14 protein-coding genes are annotated in these 15,388 nt (G+C 73.1%); 6 read left to right on the top strand and 8 right to left on the bottom strand.

Annotated elements, in window-relative coordinates; all coding sequences use genetic code 11:
• Nucleotides 1–33 precede the first annotated feature (33 nt).
• On the top strand, nucleotides 34–1,701 hold the full coding sequence (locus tag ABZ924_RS17055) for an alpha/beta hydrolase (RefSeq protein WP_361909639.1): 1,668 nt from the start codon (nucleotides 34–36) through the stop codon (nucleotides 1,699–1,701).
• A 49-nt stretch (nucleotides 1,702–1,750) separates the two neighbouring features.
• Here the strand turns inward: ABZ924_RS17055 and ABZ924_RS17050 are convergent, their stop codons facing one another.
• Together ABZ924_RS17050 and ABZ924_RS17045 are read right to left on the bottom strand one after the other, a co-directional pair.
• The gene (locus ABZ924_RS17050; protein ID WP_361909636.1) at nucleotides 1,751–2,944 is read right to left on the bottom strand and encodes a lipase family protein; all 1,194 of its coding nucleotides are present in this window, start codon (nucleotides 2,942–2,944) and stop codon (nucleotides 1,751–1,753) included.
• Nucleotides 2,945–3,518: 574 nt separating this feature from the next.
• Nucleotides 3,519–4,544: an AraC family transcriptional regulator gene (locus ABZ924_RS17045; protein ID WP_361909633.1), complete on the bottom strand. Its 1,026-nt coding sequence runs from the start codon at nucleotides 4,542–4,544 to the stop codon at nucleotides 3,519–3,521.
• A gap of 136 nt (nucleotides 4,545–4,680) precedes the next feature.
• Between ABZ924_RS17045 and ABZ924_RS17040 the strand changes: the two genes are divergently transcribed.
• Together ABZ924_RS17040 and ABZ924_RS17035 are read left to right on the top strand one after the other, a co-directional pair.
• Nucleotides 4,681–6,486, top strand: a complete 1,806-nt coding sequence (locus ABZ924_RS17040; protein WP_361909630.1) for an AMP-dependent synthetase/ligase — start codon at nucleotides 4,681–4,683, stop codon at nucleotides 6,484–6,486.
• Nucleotides 6,487–6,540: 54 nt separating this feature from the next.
• Nucleotides 6,541–7,245 carry an alpha/beta hydrolase gene (locus tag ABZ924_RS17035; protein ID WP_361909627.1) on the top strand — a complete coding sequence of 235 codons (705 nt, stop codon included), beginning with the start codon at nucleotides 6,541–6,543 and terminating at the stop codon, nucleotides 7,243–7,245.
• A gap of 739 nt (nucleotides 7,246–7,984) precedes the next feature.
• Here the strand turns inward: ABZ924_RS17035 and ABZ924_RS17030 are convergent.
• The 3 genes from ABZ924_RS17030 to ABZ924_RS17020 all read right to left on the bottom strand — a co-directional run bounded on the left by ABZ924_RS17030 (nucleotide 7,985) and on the right by ABZ924_RS17020 (nucleotide 10,198).
• Entirely contained in the window at nucleotides 7,985–8,377 is a 393-nt protein-coding gene (locus ABZ924_RS17030; protein WP_361909625.1) for a hypothetical protein, read from the bottom strand.
• 712 nt (nucleotides 8,378–9,089) lie between these two features.
• The gene (locus tag ABZ924_RS17025) at nucleotides 9,090–9,332 is read right to left on the bottom strand and encodes a DUF397 domain-containing protein (protein WP_361909622.1); all 243 of its coding nucleotides are present in this window, start codon (nucleotides 9,330–9,332) and stop codon (nucleotides 9,090–9,092) included.
• Nucleotides 9,329–10,198, bottom strand: coding sequence for a helix-turn-helix transcriptional regulator (locus ABZ924_RS17020; RefSeq protein WP_361909619.1), 870 nt, complete (start codon nucleotides 10,196–10,198; stop codon nucleotides 9,329–9,331). Before ABZ924_RS17020 ends, ABZ924_RS17025 begins: the two co-directional genes overlap by 4 nt.
• Before the next feature lie 130 nt (nucleotides 10,199–10,328).
• Here ABZ924_RS17020 and ABZ924_RS17015 point away from each other — a divergent pair, with 130 nt between their 5' ends.
• Nucleotides 10,329–10,766: an ATP-binding protein gene (locus tag ABZ924_RS17015; protein WP_361909833.1), complete on the top strand. Its 438-nt coding sequence runs from the start codon at nucleotides 10,329–10,331 to the stop codon at nucleotides 10,764–10,766.
• Nucleotides 10,767–10,809: 43 nt separating this feature from the next.
• Here ABZ924_RS17015 and ABZ924_RS17010 read toward each other — a convergent pair whose 3' ends face one another.
• The 3 genes from ABZ924_RS17010 to ABZ924_RS17000 all read right to left on the bottom strand — a co-directional run bounded on the left by ABZ924_RS17010 (nucleotide 10,810) and on the right by ABZ924_RS17000 (nucleotide 12,607).
• Nucleotides 10,810–11,400 (bottom strand): hypothetical protein, encoded by a 591-nt coding sequence (locus tag ABZ924_RS17010; RefSeq protein ID WP_361909616.1) that lies wholly within the window; start codon nucleotides 11,398–11,400, stop codon nucleotides 10,810–10,812.
• Between the two features lie 205 nt (nucleotides 11,401–11,605).
• Nucleotides 11,606–12,088: an SRPBCC domain-containing protein gene (locus ABZ924_RS17005; protein ID WP_361909613.1), complete on the bottom strand. Its 483-nt coding sequence runs from the start codon at nucleotides 12,086–12,088 to the stop codon at nucleotides 11,606–11,608.
• Between the two features lie 90 nt (nucleotides 12,089–12,178).
• Nucleotides 12,179–12,607 (bottom strand): VOC family protein, encoded by a 429-nt coding sequence (locus ABZ924_RS17000; RefSeq protein WP_361909611.1) that lies wholly within the window; start codon nucleotides 12,605–12,607, stop codon nucleotides 12,179–12,181.
• Between the two features lie 100 nt (nucleotides 12,608–12,707).
• Here ABZ924_RS17000 and ABZ924_RS16995 point away from each other — a divergent pair, with 100 nt between their 5' ends.
• On the top strand, nucleotides 12,708–13,190 hold the full coding sequence (locus ABZ924_RS16995; protein WP_361909608.1) for a MarR family transcriptional regulator: 483 nt from the start codon (nucleotides 12,708–12,710) through the stop codon (nucleotides 13,188–13,190).
• A gap of 203 nt (nucleotides 13,191–13,393) precedes the next feature.
• The gene (locus ABZ924_RS16990; RefSeq protein ID WP_361909605.1) at nucleotides 13,394–15,094 is read left to right on the top strand and encodes a lytic transglycosylase domain-containing protein; all 1,701 of its coding nucleotides are present in this window, start codon (nucleotides 13,394–13,396) and stop codon (nucleotides 15,092–15,094) included.
• Nucleotides 15,095–15,388 lie beyond the last annotated feature (294 nt).

Genomic DNA, 15,388 nt, shown 5'->3' with positions numbered 1-15,388 from the left:
TGGTTCGGGGGGCCGCCCGAGGAGGGTGCTGCCGTGCACCGTTCCCGTTTCCGTGCCCGCGCGCGCTCGGGTGCCGGTGCCCGTTCCCCTTCCCGTGCCCGTTCTCGTGGCGGGGTCGCGGTCGGTGCCGCCTGCCTGATCGTCCTCGGCTGCCTCGCGGCCGCGCCCGGCCTGGTCGGCCTGGGCGGCCTGGGGGGTCCCCCCGTCCCGTCGGGCGTGCGGGGACCGCTCGTGGTCGGCTCCGACCCCCGGATCCCCCGGATCCGGTGGGGTGCGTGTCCCGAGCAGCCCGTGCCCGACGGGATGCGGTGCGGAAAGCTGGCCGTGCCGTTGGACCACGACCATCCCGGCAAGGGGAGCATCGACATCGCGCTCGCCCGAATACCCGCCACCGCGCCCCACGGCCGGCGGCTCGGCTCGCTGGTGCTGAACTTCGGCGGGCCCGGCGGCCCCGGCATCGAGACCCTCGCCGCCGATCCGAAGCCGTACGCCGAGCTCGGTGAGCGCTACGACCTCGTCGCCTTCGACCCCCGCGGCGTCGGCCACAGCGCCCCCGTCAGCTGCGGCGGCTCCCTCGAACCGGATCCCGGCACCAGCACCGGCCCCGGCACCGCGACCGGCAAGGCCACTGCCGACGCCGCCGCCCAGCTCGCCGCCCTCCGGGCCCTCGTCAAACGCTGCGAGCGCGCATCCGGCCCGGTCCTCCCGTACATCGGCACCGTCAACGTCTCGCGCGACATGGAGCTCATGCGCCGCGCCCTCGGCGACGACAGGCTCAACTACCTCGGCTTCTCCTACGGCACCCGGCTCGGCGCCGTGTACGCCGCCCAATACCCCCACCGCGTGGGCCGCATGGTCCTCGACGGCGTCGACACCCTCACCGAATCCCTCACCGAGCAGGCCCTCGTCTCCGCGCGCGGCCAGCAGCAGGCCCTCGACAACTTCCTGACCTGGTGCACCCACCGCAAGGAAGGCTGCGTCTACGGCACGAACACCCGCACCGCCAAGAAGGAGACGGCCGCCCTCGTCGCCCACCTCGACGCCCACCCGCTCGTCGACGCCGACGGAGCCCGCTTCACCGGCGAGCACGCCGTCACCGCCATCTCCGCCGCCCTCTACTCCAAGGAGTTGTGGCCCGACCTCGCCCAGGCCCTCGCCGACGTCGAGCGCAAGGGCGACCCGCGCGGGATGCTCCGCCTCAGCACCCCGGACGGCCCGGAGCCGGCCGACCCCGGGCCGCCCGGCCTCGTACCCGCCGACAACGGCGAGGCCGCGCTCGCCGCCGTGAACTGCGCCGACGACCCCGACCGCGACTACGACAAGGCCGACCCGGCCGCCATCGAGAAGAAGATCGAGGGCTTGCGCGAGGAGTTCCGCCGGGCCTCGGAGATCTTCGGGCCGCGGCAGCTGATGACGGTGCTGTCCTGCTACGGCCGCCCTGCCGGCACCGACTTCATCCGCCGGATCGACCGGCCCGGCGCCCCGCGCATGCTGCTCGTCGGTACGCGCGGCGACCCGGCCACCCCGTACCAGTGGACGGAGGAGACCGCCGAACGCCTCGGCTCGGCCGTGGTCCTGGACTACAAGGGCGACGGCCACACCGGCTACACCGCCTCCCGCTGCGTGCGCGGCTACGTCACCCGCTTCCTCGTCGACGGTCGACTGCCCTCCGGGACGCGGTCCTGCCCCGACGGCGAATGAACGCCGGCGGGGCAGGCATGCGGCAGGGCGCGGTCAAGCGGTCAACCGGTCAACAGTTGCCGTGCGCCGGGCGGCCCGCGAAGCGGTCGGCGAGCCAGGCCGCGGCCGCCGGGGAGTGGGTGATCACCCCGCTGACGTGCTCACCGACCCAGACGGTGTCCCACTCCACGTCCGCGCCCCGCGCGCACCAGTCGGCGCGCAGCTGCCGCCCGACCGCGTACGGGATCAGCTCGTCGCCCAGCGCGTGGTACTGGTACACCGGCGCGGCCGGCGCCGTCCGGCCGAGCCGGCTCCGGTCCAGGCGGGCCTGCCAGTCGGGCTGGTCGAGGGGGTTGCGGGTGGTGAGGTCGGAGATCCGCTTGAAGGAGCCGGCGATGGCGTCGATCGCCACGCAGTTCTCCTTCATGCCGGCCACCAGTGCCCGGCCCGCCGGATTGAGGTACGAGTCGAGCTGCAGCTCGGGGAAGGCCGCGTCCTGGCCGGCGGCCGCCATGAAGATCAGGCCGGAGCCGTAGGAGCCGTTGTTGAACGCGGCCACCTTCATCAGGTCCGCCGGGACCCCGCCGGTCGCCGTGCCCTTCACGTTCAGCTCGGGCGCGTACGAGCCCTGCAGCTCGGCGGCCCAGCTGCTGGCCTGGCCGCCCTGCGAGTAGCCCATGATGCCGACCGGGGTGTCGGGCGCGAGGCCCGCCTCCGGCAGCCGGAGCGCGGCGCGGGCCGCGTCGAGGACGGCGTGGCCGGCGGAGGGGCCGACGGTGTACGTGTGCACGCCGGGCGTGCCGAGGCCCTCGTAGTCGGTGACGACCACGGCCCAGCCGCGGAGGGTGAGCTGCTGGATGAGGTTGGCCTCGGTGGCGGTGCCGTGGGGGAGGTTGTTGCCGGGGGCGCAGGAGTCGCCCATGCCGACGGTGCCGACGGCGTACGTGACGAGGGGGCGCGGGCCGGTGCGGCCGTCCTGGGGGACGATCACGGTGCCGGAGACGGTGTTCGGGGCGCCTTCGGCGGTGGTCGAGCGGTAGTGGATCTTCCAGGCCTTGGTGGCGGTCGGCTGGCCGGGGAGGGGGTGGAAGGCGGAGGGGGCGACGCCGACGAGATCCCCGGGCGCGGCGCCCTCCGCTTCCGGGGCTTCCGGGGCGTCCGCGGCCGCCCCGGACACCCCGGCCCCGAGGGCCAGACCCAGAGCCGCCACAGCGGCGAGGACGATACGGCAGTGGCGCGGGCGACGGCGGTGTGCGATACGCATGGCGGCTCTCCAGCGGCTCGTTCCGTGCGGGCAGGTGAAGAGAAGGTAGTGACGGCCCGCCAGCCCCGTCGCTGACCGCACAGCTCACCTTTCCTGACCGAAGCAGGCCCGCCCGGTGCCCGGCGCAGCCGGGTTCCTCGGGGCTCCGCCCCAAACCCCGCGCCTCAATCGCCGGCGGTGCTGGATTTTGCCGCCCCTCGGCTTCGAAGGCGGGGGTCGGAGCCGGGTTTCTTGGGGCTCCGCCCCAAACCCCGCGCCTCAATCGCCGGCGGGGCTGAGATTGCCGAGCCCCGGCTTCGAGGGCAGGGGGCGGAGATGCGTGTTGGCTGCCGCTTCGTCCCGAGGACGCCTCGGGCGGGGGTCCGGCCGATTCAGCCTCGCCGGCGTTTGAGGCGCGGGGTCTGGGGCGGCGCCCCAGAAGCCCGGGCGGCTCCGCCTGCGCCTGCGGCCGGGGCCCGTGTTCGCCCCCACTCTCGAAGCCGGGGGGCACATTCAGCCCCGCCGGCGTTTGAGGCGCGGGTCCGGGCGGAGCACGGGGGCCGGTGGAGGCGGGGGCCCTGGGGGCACCCCGGGGTTAGGGGGCCGGGCGGGACGGGCCCGAGGACAGGCGGTAGGCGGCCGGGGTGGTGCCCGTCCAGCGGCGGAAGGCCCGGTGGAACGCCGTGTCCTCCGAGAAGCCCAGCCGCGCCGCCAACCCGGCGATGGGCTCACCCCCCTCAGCCAGCGCAGCGATGGCCGCATCGCGCCGCACCTGGTCCTTCAGCCGCTGGAAGGACGTCCCCTCCCCCTGCAGCCGCCGCCGCAGCGTCGCCGGGGACACCGCCAGCCGGGCCGCGACCTCCGCCAGCTCCGGCAGCCGCGGCGACCCCTGCAACTGCCGGGCCAGTGCCTTGCGTACCTGCTCGGCCACCGTCGTCCCGTACTCCGGCCGCGACAGCAGGTCGAACGGCGCCCGCCGCAGCAGCGCCTCGAGCGCCTCCTCGTCCCGCACCACCGGCGCGGCCAGCCACCGCGCGTCGAACACCGCGCCCGTCCGCTGCGCCCCGAACCGCACCGGGCAGTCGAAGAGGATCCCGTACTCGGACGCGTGCGGCGGCGGCGGATACGCGAATGCCGCGCCCGCGAGCGGAATCCGGCGCCCGATCAGCCAACTGCTCAGCCGGTGCCAGATCATCAGCACGCACTCGGTCAGGAACCGCTCCTCGTCCCGGTCGAAGTCGTTGCGCACGCTGAACCGCGCCTCCGCCCCCGCCACGTCGAGCGACAGCTCGGGCCCGCCCGGGAAGAGCCCGTAGAACACGGCCGCCCGCTCCACCGCCGCCCCCAGGTCCCGGCAGCCCAGCGAGGCACGGCACATCATTGCGAAGGTGCCCGGCCGGCTCGGCACCGCGGACAGCCCGAGGAACTCGTCCTGCGTCGTGCGGTACAGCGCCCGGAACAGCCGCGCGAACTGCGCAGGCGTCACCCGCGCCCGGTCGTCGCCGAGCAGCAGCGGCGGGATCTGCGCCTCCTGCAGCAGCGGCACGGTGTCGATGCCGCTGCGCGCCGCCCCCGCGAGCACGGCACGCACATGGTGCACGGTGACCGTCCGCCTCCCCACGGCATCGACGGTAGCCGTGATGAGCGCTGGAGTCAGCGGGGCTGACGCTTCCGGTCATGCCGCTCGGGCCGCCGGGCTGCTTAGCGTCGTCCCCGTATGTACGTACGTGGGCGCACGCACGAAGGGGAGGCGAGCGATGGCGATGGCGAAGGAGACGGACGCTGTACGGCCGCGGACGCTGGCGGAGTTCACCGACTGGACCGCGCAGCGGTACGGGGACGGGCCCGCCCTCCGCCACCGGGCGGCCGGGGCCGATGCCGGCGGCGGCTGGGCGAGCGTCTCGTACGCCGAACTGCGGGCCCGCGCACGTGCCGTCGGCCGCGCCCTGCTCGGCCCGGGGCTCGCGGTCGCCGCCGGCGAGCGGGTGGCGGTGCTCGCGGAGACCCGCCCGGCGTGGACGTACACCCACTTCGGGATCCTGGCGGCGGGCGCGGTCCTCGTCCCGGTGTACCCGACGGCGGGGGAGGAAGAGCTGGCCTGGGTCCTGGCGGACTCGGAGGCGGTGGTCGCGGTCTGCGACGACGCGGCCCAGGCGGCCCGGGTGGAGACCCTGCGGGCGAAGCTGCCGGCGCTGCGGGCGGTGGTGCGGATGGACGACTTGGTGTCGGGCCTGCCGGGTGCGGGGGCCGCCGACCCCGACCCCGCCCCCGACCCCGCCGCCGACGCCGCGCTGTCCGCTCGGGCCGCCGCCGTCGAGCCGTCCGCGGACGCGGCCATCGTGTACACCTCCGGCACCACCGGCCTGCCGAAGGGCTGCCGCCTCACCCACGGCAACCTCGGCGCCGTCCAGGACGCCGTCCTCCCGCTGTCGGGCGGCGGCGGCCCGGGGGACTCCACGTACCTCTACCTGCCGCTGGCCCACGTACTGGCGCAGCTCATCCAGTTCACGGCCCTGCTCAAGGGCGGCGAGCTGTGCTACTTCGGGGGCCGGATCGAGGACGTGCTGTCCGAGCTGGCCGAGGTACGGCCGACGCACCTGCCCTCCGTACCGCGCCTGTTCGAGAAGCTGCACGCGGTCGTGCTGTCGATGGCCGAGGCGCAGGAGGGCGGCCGGGAGCGGCTGGAGGAGGCCGTCCGCGTCGGGCTGCTCGCCGCCGAGGGGCGTCTGCCCGAGGCCGACCGGGCGGTGTACGAGGCGGCGGAGGGGCAGCTGTACGCGCTGGTCCGCGGGGCGTTCGGCGGCCGGCTGACGTACGCGCTGACCGGCGCCGCACCGATCGCCCCGGCGACCCTGGACTTCCTGCGGGCCTGCGGGATCGCCGTGTACGAGGGCTACGGCATGACCGAGTCCGGCGGGGTGCTCTGCGCCAACCACCCGGAGGCGGTGCGCCCCGGCACGGTCGGCCGCCCGGTCGCCGGCTGCGAGATCCGCATCGCGCCGGACGGGGAGGTGCTGGCCCGCGGGCCGATGGTCTTCCCCGGCTACCACGCCAACGCCGCCGCGACGGCGCAGGCCCTGGACGCGGAGGGCTGGCTGCACACCGGGGACCTGGGGGAGCTGGACGCGGACGGGTACCTGCGCATCACGGGCCGGAAGAAGGAGCTGATCATCACCTCGGCGGGGAAGAACATCACCCCGACGGAGGTCGAGTTCGCGGTGCAGCGCTCCCGGTACGTGTCCCGGGCCGTGCTCATCGGCGACCGCCGGCCGCATCCGGTCGCGCTGATCACGCTGGACGCGGAGGAGGTCGCGGCCTGGGCGGCCTGGGAGGGCGTCGACCCGGGCCCGGAGCCGGGCGCCCACCCGGCGGTGCGGGCGCTGGTGCAGGAGGCGGTCGAGGCGGCCAATGCCGGGGTGTCCCGGCCGGCCCGGATCCGGGCGTTCCACGTCCTGGCCGAGGACTTCAGCGTCGAGGCGGGCACGCTGACCCCGACGCTGAAGCTGCGGCGCGAGGAGGTGGCGCGGCGGTACGCGGCGCAGATCGAGGCGCTGTACGCGTGAGGGTGGCCCGTTGCTGTTCGAACATGCGTTCGCATGATCGTGTACGGTGCGGCCATGAGCAACTTCGTACTCGTACCCGGCGCGTGGCTCGGGGCGTGGGCCTGGGACGCGGTGGTCGCGGAGCTGCGGGCTGCGGGGCACGGCGCGTACGCGCTGACGCTGTCCGGCCTCGCCGAGCGGGCCGCGGCGGGCGCATGGGCGGGCCAGCAGACGCACGTACAGGACGTCGTGGGCGAGGTGGAGCGCCTGGACCTGCGTGACGTGGTCCTGGTCGGCCACAGCTACGCCGGCATCCCGGTCGGCCAGGCGGCGGAGCTGATCGGGGACCGCCTGGCCCGGGTGGTCTTCGTCGACGCGAACGTCCCGGTGGACGGGGAGTCGTTCGTCGCCGGCTGGCCGGAAGGGCGGGCGATGGTCGAGGCGTCGATCGAGGCCGGCGGCGGCTACTGGCCGCCGCCGGGGGCGGAGGAGTTCGCGGGCCAGGGACTGGACGATGCCGCGATCTCCCGCATCGTCGCCGGCTGCACCCCGCACCCAGGGGCGACCCTGACCGAGCCCGCGATCCTGGCCCGCTCGCTGCGCGAGCTCCCGGCGGTGTACGTGAAGTGCCTGCTGGACGGGGAGGACCCGGGGCCGGCGGTGACCGACCTCCTGCGCAGTGCGAGCTGGACCCTGACGACGCTGAACACGGGCCACTGGCCGATGTTCTCGGCCCCGGAGACCCTGGCGAAGGTGCTGCTGGAGGCGGGGGAGGGGTAGCGCGGCGGGGCAGGGTCGGACTGCTGGGCGGGGGCCGAGGAGCGGGGTCACGGGTGGGGGCGGGTCGGCCTGCTGGACGGGGGCGGAGGGCCCGGGTCACGGATGGGGCCGGGTCGGCCTGCTCGACGGGGGCGGAGGGCCCGGGTCACGGGTGGGGCGGGATCGGTGGGTGTCCGGGGGCGTCCCGGCCGCCCATTGTCCTTTCGGTGCGGGCCGGCGCGTCAAGGGCGCTCCTTCGTCGCGTCGCTGCGCGATGGCCTTCGGCCACCCTTGACCCGCCGTCCCACCCCGAAATGCCAAAGAGCTGCCGGGAAGCCCCCGAAGGATGGCCAGGGGGTCATGTCCAGCCTCTTCCCTCGTCAGAGAGGGCAGTCGGGGCCGGGAGGTGCAGAATCCTTCCTCCCGGGACCATCACCCTGCTCGGCGCCGGGCAGGCGGGTAGCCGAGCCCCAGGGCCGAGAGAGGGCGATCCCCGGAGCTGAGGGGCTCCAACCTGCACGAGACTTCGATGAGATGACCGTCGGGAGCGGGGAAGCGCCCCAAATCGCTACGCGCTCCTCTTTTCTCGGCGTCCGACGGCCGTCTTGGGCTGGTAGCGCAACAGATCGCTACGTGGCCGCCCACGTCTCAGCGTCGAACGGCCGTCTGGGCCAGGCGCCCGCGTGTGGCGTCCGGCAGCCTCACTTCCCTTGCCATGGACGGCAGTCTGACGTGGGACCGGCGCCACAGGACATCCCAATCAGCCAATGCGCCTGGCGTCGGTCTTCAGCGTCCTGGTCCTCTGGCCGGAGATAGTGACGTCGGCGGTTGCCTGAACGATCGCAGGCCGATGGAAGGACACGTGCGTGTCAGGCGTGCAGCTCCACTCCTCGTCCGGCTTCAGAGTCTGATAGTGGGCTGCAACGGGACAGGCACCCAGGACATGGGCGTTACCGGACACCTTGAACTGCACTAGGACATTGACCTGGATATCATTCGTCGCAATATTTTCGACCCACACAGTTGCCTTGCGAAGACTGGCTGCGAGCGACGTCGGGTCCCACTCCGCCTCGTAGCAGACCTTCACCCGGGCGAGGCTGTTGCCGCGATGCCGCGGGGGGATGCGGAACGATTGGCTGCAGTCGCTTTCCACGACCACAGAGGGTGCTCTTACGCTGGTCGCGTCCGATGCGGCGACCGAAGTGGGCGTCACCAACGCCGCCGCAAGAAGCGGAACGCCCAGGGCCGCCCTTGCCAGCTTCCGGGAGGATCGCATCGATCGCCCCTTCCCTAGCAGGTTGGGGATCATTTCGACCGTACGCCCCGCATGCGGCGCAGGCATCTCGACTAGCGTTACCCAGGGTGACGCCCGCTGCCGGTTCCGCTGGGGCGAACGGCCGGTTCGCGCTGTTGCGTCTACCAGCCCCAGACGGCCGTCCGACGCTGAGACGTGGGCGCCCACGTAGCGATCTGTCGCGCTACCAGCCCAAGACGGCCGCCGGACGCCGAGAAAAGAGGAGCGCGTAGCGATTTGGGGCGCTTCCCCGCTCCTGACGGTCATCTCATTGAAGTCTCGTGCAGGTTGGAGCCCCTCAGCTCCGGCGATGGCCCTCTCTCAGCCCTGGGGGCTCGGCTGCCCGGATGCCCGGTGCCGGGCATGGGGGTGGTCCTGGGAGGAAGGATTCTGCACCTCCCGGCCCCGACTGCCCTCTCTGACGAGGGCAGTCCTTCAATCGTTCCTCCCGGCCATCCTTCGGGGGCTTCCCGGCAGCTCTTTGGCATTCCGGGCCGGCCCGCACCGGAAGGACAATGGGCTGACGGGACGCCCCCGGACACTCCTCCGACGCCGACCCGCTCGGATGCCGCTAAACCGTTACGCCGTCCAGGAACGCGGTCCAGGCCTCGGGGGCCACCGCCAGTTCCGGGCTTCCGGTCAGCTTCGAGTCCCGGATGTGGACGGTGTGGGCGCAGGTGGCCACCTCGACGCACTGGCCGCCCTCGCCATCGCTGTAGCTCGATTTCCGCCAGGCGTAGGCGACTTCGATGCAGTTTCCGCCCTCGCCGCTGCTGCAGCTGCTCTTGAACCAGGCCAGGTCGGTGGCTTTCATCGCTCTCCCAGCATCTTCTCGATCAAGGTCAGGGACTCGTCGGGCGTGAGCGCCTGTGCCCGGATGATCCCATAGCGCTCAGCGTAGATCCGCACCTGTTCGGCATCGGTGATCAAGTTCGGCTTGCCGTAACTTTCGGTGTAGGCGACCTGCTGGCGTCCTCTGGGGTGAAGGAGGCTGAACGAGCCGCCCATTGCCGCGTGTTCCCCCCGGCTGAACGGCATCACCTGCAGCTCCACCGTCCGAAGGCTGCCGATCTCGATGAGGCGGCGCAACTGCTCTCTGTGGACGTCAGGGCCGCCCACCGGGCGCATCAGGAGACTCTCGTCCAGGACGAAGCTGAACGTGGGCGAGGGCCAACGGTCGAAGATCTGTTGGCGGGCCATCCGGTCAGCCACCCGCTTCTCGATGGTGACCTCGTCCAGCAGCGGTCGGCGCTTGGTGAATACGGCCCGTGCGTGGCCCTCCGTCTGGAGGAGGCCCATGACGCCCTGGTAGCTGTAGTCGTGAATCGCGTTGGCCTCAGCCTCAGCCTTCGCATAGTCCCGGAACCAATCCGGATGCCGCGTCCGCGCCCTCTTCAGCGCGTCCTTCACGTCCGGGATCGCCGCCCGGAGGACCCCGCCCGCCTCCAGTACCCGGTCGGCGTTCTCCAGGAAGTCCGGCTGTGGGGTCCGGACGCCCCGCTCGATCGAGGACACCAGGTCCTCGCCCACGTGGACCAGCGCGGCCAGTTCCTTCTGCTGGAGGCCGGCGCGCTCCCGCAGCACCTTGATGATTTTCCCGAGCGCCTTGAAGAGGTACGCGGTGCCGTCGACCTCCACTGGTCGCTCCGGCTGTTCCTCGCGGTCTGACAGGTCGTTCATCGGCTGAACCGCCCTCGTCCGTACGGGCCGTACACACAGCAGGCGTCGCTCCTACAGCACTCCACCGTAGCGCCGCCGCTTCTGGAAAGCGTACGGGGAACCGGACACGCTCGGTCACGTGACAACCGAATTGAGTGACATTGCACCCGGGCCCGCGCCCGGTGCCCCCCGCGAGTTCCGCCAGCTCCTCAGCGCCACCCCCCGCGGCGCCCGCCTCGCCCGGCGCCTGGCCGGGGCGCAGTTGGCCGCCTGGGGGATCCCGTACGGCTGTGCCCTCGCCGAGGACGTCGAGCTCGTCGTCGCCGAGCTCGCCGCCAACGCCGTGGTGCACGGGCTCGTGCCCGGGCGGGACTTCGAGGTCGTGCTGCGGTACGACGGCCTGCGGGTCCGGGTCGAGGTGAGCGACGCCCGCGGCGAGCAGGGGCCGCCGGAGGTGCTCGCGCCCGCCGATCCGTGGTCGGCGGAGGGCGGGCGGGGCTTGCTCCTGGTGGCGGCCGTGGCGCGGGAGTGGGGAGTCAGGCCGCGGCCGGCGGGGTATCCGGGGAAGACGGTGTGGGCCTGCCTGTGACGCGGTCGGCCACCCCGGTCACCCAAGCCGCCCCGCCTGGTGGTTACTTGAGGGTGAAGCCGCCCTTGAGGACCTTGTCGAACGGCGCCGGGGCCATGCACTTCGACAAGGTCATGTCCGCCGGCCCCGACAGCCCGACGCGGGCCGGGCCGCCGCCCTTGCCGGGGACGTAGAAGCTCATGCCCATCCGGACGTGGTCCTTCAGCATCGCCTGGAGGGGGTCGTCCATGGGGAAGTCGGCGTCCTTCGGGTTGTTGCTGGCGGCGACGATCCGGCCGGTCACCGTCGCGTTGGGGCCGCCCCTGGTCACGCAGTCGACCTCCATGTCGGCCCAGTACGTACGCGACACGCCGTTCGGGCGGACCATCTTGTGCGACAGGCGCAGGGTCCCCTCGGACTTCACCGGGAACCACGGACTGTCCTTGGTGTAGGTGCCGCGCGCGTCGACGGTGACCTGGATGTCGTCAGCGGGGTCGGGGTATTCGAGGCGCGCCCAGCCCTTGATGTGGGCGGTGGTCTCCGCCGGCGCCGGAGGCGGCGGGGTGGCGGCCTCGGCGCTGGCCACGGGGACTGCCAGGGCGGCGGCCAGGGCGAGGAGAGCGGCGATCCGAACGGTCTTGCTGCTGCGTCGCACGGTGATGCTCCGATCGATCGAAGGGGGCCGGAGGCAGATCCGGTTGCCCTTCGATCCTCGCGAGCGGCGGCGGTCCGTACGTCGTCCGCCGGGGCGAGGTGCCTCCCCCGTGCGGTGGAGGTGGCCTGATGCTCAGGGCGCAGGCCCAGGCCCAGGTTCAGGTTCAGGGCGCAGGCCCAGGTTCAGGGGCAGGGTCAGGCGTCCCTCACGCCGAGCCCGTGAGCACCTCGTCCAGGTGCGCCAGGATCTGGCGCCAGGCCGATTCGTGCCGGTCGCGGGCGGCCTCGTCGTAGAAGCCCGCGTGCGTCAGCCGCAGGTGCATGCCGATGTTGTGGGGGGCGATCTGGAGGGTGACCACCGTCTCCGCGCCCTCCGTGCCGCCCCGGCCCGTCACCCAGGTGAGCTCCACGAGCCGGCTGGGCTCCAGCCGCAGGAAGCGGCCGTAGTGCGGGTGCCGGGTCGGCGGTGTGCCCGGCTCCTGCGCGGACTCCGTTTCGAAGAAGAACGGCGCGTTCACCTCGGCCGTCATGGCCACCGAGCCCGGAGCGGCGAACCAGCGGTCGAACTGCTCGGTCCACGCCACGTAGACCGTGTGCGTATCGGTCATCATCGCGTGCTCCACGGACAGCCGGTGCGGGCGGTCCGAGAGATCGGGGACGCGGATCGGGTCGGTGGGCACGGTAGGCACGGCACCGCAGCCTAGTGATCCGGAGGGCGTGGGAGTGGGCACCACGCGGGCGGGGAAGGCGGCGAAGGCGGGGCGCGCAGGGCGGCCGGGTCAGTACGACTGGAGCTCCCAGAGGTTGCCCTCGGGGTCGCGGACGTGGGCGCTGCGCAGGGTGGGGCCCCACTCGGGGCGGTCCGCCGGCGGGCCGGCCGGGGTGGCGCCGTGGGCCAGGCAGGCGGCGTAGGCGGCGTCCACGTCGGGTACGCGGCTGACCAGCATGGTCCGGTCGTCGGCACCAGCACCAGCACCAGCACCGGCATTCGCCCCCGCCCCCGCCCCGTGCAGCGTGAGCGTGGCGGCCATCGCCGCCCGTTCGAAGAGGGCCAGTACGCCCTGGCCGTCCACGTCCCAGGAGGCGTACGGGCCTTCGGCGGATCCGCGGGTGCGGGTGGCGCCGAGGAGGGCGGGGAGCACGGCGTCGTAGAAGCGGAAGGTCTCGCCGAAGCGGCCGACCAGCAGCCGGGTGTGCAGGGCGTCCATGGGGCTCCGTTCGGTGGGAGTCGACTCGACATGTGCACGCGTCGCGCCTGAGCAATTCGTAGGTTCAAACCTATGATTGGTGGCAGCCTACAATGCCCCCATGGCTTCCCCCACCCCCCGACTGGTCGCCCTCACCCCCTACTTGCTCTCCAAGGTGGGCAAGACGGCCCGCACCCTCGTCGGCGACCGGCTCGCCGCGCGCGGGCTCCGGCTGTGGGACATGGCGGTGCTGGCCGTGCTCGCCGACCGCGGGCCGCAGGCCCAGGCGCAGCGGGAGCTCGCCGAAGCCCTCGAACTGCATCCCAGCGACGTGGCCAAGGTGCTCGACGGCCTGGCGCGGCTCGGGCACGTGGACCGGGAGCGCGATCCGGCCGACCGGCGGCGGGTGCTCGTGCGCATCAGCGGGCAGGGCCGCGTCCTGCTCGACGAGCTGACCGCCGAGACCGAGGCCGTACGGGACCACGTGCTGGCCCCCCTCGACCAGGCCGAGCGGGCCACCCTGCACGCGCTCCTGCTCCGCGTCCACGCGGGGACGGCGGCAGAGGCTGCGTTGGAGGCGGCAACCGGGTCGACGCCAGGCTGATACCACCCCGTATCCCCCTCAATTGGGCCTGCGGCGCCGCCCCTTGTGCGTTCGGTCGCAAGACCCGGGTGAAGCCGAGACGAATGGTGTGTCACATCTCCCGGGGCGGCGGTGAGTCGCGTCCGAATACCTGATAGACAGTGGATATTCACGGCTCGACCCGCCGTATGACTTGCCGGCCGCCTTGGGGGGATCGCCGCACTGTGAAGCCGCTTCACCGCCACCTCGTCAACACCTCGCGCAAGGTCCTGTGCACGGCCGCGCTCGCGGCCAGTCTGACGACCGCCGCCGTGGTGACCAACACCTCCACCGCCGACGCGGGCGAGTCGGAGCCGACCCCGGACAGCCCCCAGGCCACCGACCGCGGTGACGCCCGGCTCGACCTGCCCGACAACCTCGCGGACCCCGCCGTCCCGCCGGCCGCCGGTGCCGGCGAGGGGGCCAGCGGCATACCCGCGACCGCCCTCGACGCCTACAAGCGCGCCCAGACCGCGGTGGCCGCCGCGCTGCCGAACTGCAAGCTGCCGTGGGAGCTGCTCGCCGGCATCGGCCGCGTCGAGTCGGTCCACGCCTCCGGGTACGGGCTCAAGGCCGACGGCTACACCGAGCGCCCGATCCGCGGCCCCCAGCTGAACGGCCAAGGCTTCGCCGAGGTCAAGGACACCGACAAGGGCGAGTGGGACGGCGACGCCGTCTACGACAAGGCCGTCGGCCCGATGCAGTTCATCCCCTCCACCTGGGCCACCTGGGGCGCCGACGGCAACGGCGACTCCAAGCGCGACCCGAACAACATCTACGACGCCGCCCTGGGCGCGGGCCTCTACCTCTGCGCGGGCGACCGGAACCTCTCGGACGCGGCCCAGCTCGACAAGGCGATCCTCAGCTACAACAACTCGCGCGAGTACGTGAACACCGTGCTCGGGTTCATGCGGCAGTACCAGAGCGGCGCCACCCAGGTGCCCAACCCGCCGGCCGGGACCTACCAGCCGCCGACCTCCCCGGTGCTGCCGAACCCGCGCACGACGACCCCGACGCACACGACCCCCGGCCGGGGCACCTCGCCGACCCCCACCCCGGGCAAGACCACGAACCCGACCGACCCGGCCAAGCCGACTCCGACGCCGAAGCCCGAGCCGGAGAAGCCGACGCCGACGCCCGCGCGCCTGGCCAAGCTGGAGGCGGTCGGCAGCACCGAGCTCAGGGCCGAGGCCGGTTCCGCGTTCACCGCGGTGCCGCGGATCAAGGCGGTGCTCAGCGACGGCAAGCCGGCGGCGAACCAGTTCATCCTGTTCGCGGTCGAGGACGACACGACGGACGGCACGAACTTCGGCAAGCCGGGCAAGGCCCACCTTGCGGTGCAGACCGACGCGGAGGGCGTGGCCGCCGCGCCCGGCCTGGTTGCGGGTGCCCGGGCGGGCAGCTTCACCCTGCGGGCCACCGGGTACGACACCTCCAGCCAGTTCACGGTGAACTTCAAGGGCTTCGTCGCGGCGAAGCCGGCTCCGGCTCCTGCGGACCTGCTGACCCGGACCGACGCCGGTGCGGCGAAGCCGCTGGAGGTCGTCGCCGGGCAGGCCGTCAAGGGTGTCGAGGTGCAGGCCACCGCGGGCGGCAAGGCCGTGGCGGGTACGCAGGTCACCGCCGGGCTGGTCGAGAAGAACGAGGCCGGGCAGTGGATGCCGGTGGATCCGGCGAAGGCGAAGGGTCCTTGGTTCAAGGGGGCCAAGGACGGCGAGAAGCTGTTCAGTGTGGAGCTGGTGGCGTCCGGGGCCGACGGGAAGATCGTGGTGCCGGAGTTGCTGACCGAGGGGGTCGCCCCCGGCACGTATCACCTCCGGCTGATCACCAAGGAGAACGTGGTCCTGGTGCTGGACGTGAAGGTCACCGCCGCCACGGCGTCGTGACCGTGTCGGCCTGATGTGCCGGAGCGGTGCCGTCCGGGTTCGGGCGGCACCGCTCCGCCGTTTCCCGGGCCGGGGTGGCCCCGGTCCGGCCGCGTGGGGGTGCGGGTGGTGTGCCGCTGCGCGGGGCCTGTCCCCTCCCCGCCCCTTCCCGCTGTGCCGGATATGCGGCTCCGCCGCGTGGCGGGCTCCGCCCGGACCCTCCCCCGGCTACCGCTGGGGGGACCCCCAGGGCGCTTCGCGCCCGGTGCGCTCAAACGCCGCGCGGGCTGGATTTTCCAGCCTCGCCGGCGTTTG

The organism is Streptomyces sp. NPDC046876 (genome assembly GCF_040645035.1).
GTDB lineage: Bacteria > Actinomycetota > Actinomycetes > Streptomycetales > Streptomycetaceae > Streptomyces.
The sequence above is the reverse complement of the archived record's forward strand: the minus strand, read 5'-3'. Positions and strand labels throughout refer to the sequence as shown.

Bases quoted from the DNA above. Each gene is read 5' to 3' on its own strand.
- ABZ924_RS17050 (WP_361909636.1), bottom strand. From the start codon at position 2,944: ATGCGTATCGCACACCGCCGTCGCCCGCGCCACTGCCGTATCGTCCTC.
- ABZ924_RS17040 (WP_361909630.1), top strand. From the start codon at position 4,681: ATGGCGATGGCGAAGGAGACGGACGCTGTACGGCCGCGGACGCTGGCG.
- ABZ924_RS17035 (WP_361909627.1), top strand. From the start codon at position 6,541: ATGAGCAACTTCGTACTCGTACCCGGCGCGTGGCTCGGGGCGTGGGCC.
- ABZ924_RS17025 (WP_361909622.1), bottom strand. From the start codon at position 9,332: ATGAAAGCCACCGACCTGGCCTGGTTCAAGAGCAGCTGCAGCAGCGGC.
- ABZ924_RS17020 (WP_361909619.1), bottom strand. From the start codon at position 10,198: ATGAACGACCTGTCAGACCGCGAGGAACAGCCGGAGCGACCAGTGGAG.
- ABZ924_RS17000 (WP_361909611.1), bottom strand. From the start codon at position 12,607: ATGGACGCCCTGCACACCCGGCTGCTGGTCGGCCGCTTCGGCGAGACC.
- ABZ924_RS16995 (WP_361909608.1), top strand. From the start codon at position 12,708: ATGGCTTCCCCCACCCCCCGACTGGTCGCCCTCACCCCCTACTTGCTC.